4 protein-coding genes are annotated in these 3,255 nt (G+C 34.5%); 1 reads left to right on the forward strand and 3 read right to left on the reverse strand.

Going from position 1 to position 3,255, the window contains the following annotated elements; genetic code table 11:
- Together ACY2V1_RS10485 and ACY2V1_RS10490 are read right to left on the reverse strand one after the other, a co-directional pair.
- The coding region (locus tag ACY2V1_RS10485) for a spermine/spermidine synthase domain-containing protein (protein WP_461834746.1) at positions 1-323 on the reverse strand (323 nt) is incomplete at its 3' end.
- A gap of 21 nt (positions 324-344) precedes the next feature.
- Positions 345-1,547, reverse strand: a complete 1,203-nt coding sequence (locus tag ACY2V1_RS10490; protein WP_461834747.1) for a type III PLP-dependent enzyme — start codon at positions 1,545-1,547, stop codon at positions 345-347.
- Between the two features lie 142 nt (positions 1,548-1,689).
- On the opposite strand from ACY2V1_RS10490, the gene ACY2V1_RS10495 reads away from it, so the two are divergent.
- Positions 1,690-2,955 (forward strand): acyl-CoA dehydrogenase family protein, encoded by a 1,266-nt coding sequence (locus tag ACY2V1_RS10495; RefSeq protein WP_461834748.1) that lies wholly within the window; start codon positions 1,690-1,692, stop codon positions 2,953-2,955.
- A gap of 45 nt (positions 2,956-3,000) precedes the next feature.
- On the opposite strand, the gene ACY2V1_RS10500 is transcribed toward ACY2V1_RS10495, so the two are convergent.
- Positions 3,001-3,255: DsbA family protein (locus tag ACY2V1_RS10500; protein WP_461834749.1), on the reverse strand; the 255-nt coding region annotated here is incomplete at its 5' end.

Consider the following 3,255-nt stretch of genomic DNA (forward strand, 5'->3'; position numbering starts at 1 on the left):
TCTATTTCCACTAGGTATGCCTTTTCAACGGATAAATGTCTTAAGACTTCCCTCATGGTGCCGCCATCACCACCTCCAATTACAATTACTTTTCTAGGGTTTGGGTGAGTGTGCATGGCAATGTGAGTAAGCATTTCATGATAAAAAAATTCGTCTCTTTCAGTTAATTGTACAATATTATCCAATACAAAGACCTTTCCAAAGTCTGGACTTTCAAATACCATGATCTCTTGAAATTGGCTCTTGCCTTTATATAAAATTTTTTCAACAGCATATTGATATTTTATTGGAGAGAAAGGTTCATTTTCTGTAAAGGTAACCATAAGTTCGCCTCCTTATTTTGTTTACAAAATTTCTATTTTTGGAATGGGAAAGCCATTAAACTCTGATGCATAAGATAGAGTATAAGCCCCAGCAGAAGGAATAAGAACCAATTGTCCTGATTTTGGATCAGCATCAACATATACGTTTTTTTCTATTACATCCATTGAATCACAACTGGGTCCAGCAATTGTCCATTTTTTATATCTATCAAAAAAGGATTCTTTATTGTGTTTTTCTTTTAATGGAGTTGTCTGTTCAAAGATGTATAAATATTTAATTCCTCCTATGGCCTCCATAAGTCCATTGAATATGCCAACATCTAAATAGATCCAATTTTCATGATTTCTTTTTGCTGTACCTATTATCTTTGAAACCATTATCCCGGTATCACCAACAATGGCCCTTCCTGGTTCTATAAAAATTTCAATGTCATCATTGAATTTTTCTGTTAGATAAGAAGAGATTTTTTCTTCAATCTCCCTGATATTTGGTGCGATCTTAGTATAGCTAATTGGGTAGCCCCCACCAATATTAAGGATTTTCATTTTTATTCCAGCATCAAAACACATATCAAAAAGTCTTTTGGCCTTGTCTATGGCAATATACCAATTGTATGGATTTAGACATTGGGAGCCCACGTGAAATGTTACTCCTACTGGTGAAATGATTTTTAACTCATTTGCCCTGTTGATTAAATTAAATGCCATGTCTAGTTCCACGCCAAATTTTTTGCTAAGGGGCCATTCACTACCTTCATTTGGCACTGTAATTCTAACATATCCAAAACAGCCTGGTGCCCATTTTTCTAATTTTTCTATCTCTGATATGGAATCAAAAACAAAATATTTCACTCCATACTTATAAAGTCTCTGGATAAAGTCAGGAGATTTTACTGGATTGCTGGTAATTATTTTATCAGGTGGTACTTTTAATTTTTTTAATAAATCTAGCTCTCCACTTGAAGCTATTTCAAATCCCACCCCCATATTTTTTAGAATTTTTAGTAGTTCTATATCACTATTTGCCTTAACTGCATAAAATACCCTGGAATTGGGTATTAGGTTTCCCATTGATTTCACATTTTGAATCAATTTTTCTCTGTCAATTAATAAGATAGGGGTTTCTAAATCTGGATTTTTGTCTATGTACGTGAGGGTCTTAAAAAGAGTTTTTTTAGAGATTATCCTTTTATGAAAGTCAGAAATTTTAAATTTTCTTACCATAATAATTCCAATTAAATTTTTTGTTTTAGTATGTATAAAAAGGAGCGATTCTGTCTACTAAAAAAGCTGGACTTTTTCAAACAGAAAAAATATACTTTACCAGGCAACCGTTAAGCAATAAATTTAACGTAGGAGGAATAACATGTTTTATAAAGAAATAATTGGCGAATTAGAGAGAAAAATCCAGAAAGAAATGAGAGAATTTGTAAAAAATGAGGTGAGCCATGAGCTGGTACGAAAAATGGACAGGGATGAAATAGAATATCCAAAAGAGGTAATAAGAAAAGCCGGGGAGAAGAATCTTTTAGGGCTTAGGTTTGATAAAAAATGGGGTGGACGGGGACTTTCCTGGAAGGATGAAGTAATTGCTGAAGAGGAGATAGGACTTTTAGGGACTTCTCTTGGATGTGCCATGGTTATGCCATCTATTGTAGGGGAGGCATTGGATAAGTTTGGTACACAAGAGCAAAAAGAAAAATATTTAAAACCAATGCTCAGAGGTGAACTTATATCCGCTGAGGCATTAACAGAACCACGGGGCGGGTCTGATTTTTTTGGTGCAACCACTTATGCAGTATTAGATGGTGAGCATTTTGTAGTAAACGGTCAAAAAAGATTTATTGTAGGTGCCACAGAGGCAGATTTTTTCCTTGTATATTGCAAAACAAATCAAGATCCAAATGCAAGCAAGTATGAGAGAATAAGTGCTCTTATTATAGATAGGTCAGATGGAGTTTTTACAGAATACAAATATGGCTTAATGGGAACAAGGGGCGGAGGTACAGGGAGGTTGGTGTTAAAGGATGTAAAGGTCCCCAAACAAAATTTAATTGGTCCTCTTCATGGTGGAGCTTTGGTCTTTCACCAGATGATGATTCCAGAAAGACTTACTTCAGCAGCAGCTTGTTTGGGTATGGCCAGAGCAGCTTTAGATGTTGCTGTAAGATATAGTGATAGACGTTTTGCCTTTGGAAAACCAATAAGAAAGTATCAAGCAGTGAGTTTTATGGTGAGCGATTCAATAACAAAGTTAGACGCTGCTAGGTCTATTGTATATATGGCAGCAAAGGCAGTTGATAATAATGCACCAAATTCTAGAAGACTTGTTAGTGAGGCTAAAAAATTTGCTACCGATGCAGCATGGGAGGTAGCAAATAAAGCCATGCAGATCATGGGGGGTATTGGTTATACTGATATATACCCAATTGAAAGATTTATAAGGGACATTAGACTTACTCAGATATGGACAGGAACAAATGAAATAATGAGTCTACTTATCCAACACGAATACTATAATGAAGTTTTAAATTCTGAAAAGGACGATAGAGATGTTGAAAAGGATGCACAACATTATATGGATGATGTAGAAAAATGTTTTAATGATGAAGATATGTGGAAGAATATGTAATATAGATACGGTGGGTAGGTCTGTTTTATCTAAAATAGATCTACCTTATTTTTGTTGAGAACCTCTATTATTCAATATTGCTTTTTTAATCCTTGATGTATTTGCCCCAATAATTTTAGTGCCGTCTTCTAAGAAAAAAGTGGGAACAGAATTTATCTTAAGATCTTCTGCCAATTTAACAACTTCCTCTATTAGCTTTTTCGCACTATCGCATGTTTTGGTTTGTTTTTTTAAGGGGAAATTTGTGTTTATATAAGTATCTAAATCCATATTACTACAAATTACCTTCTCAATTTCCCT

Source organism: Desulfothermus sp. (genome assembly GCF_053993635.1).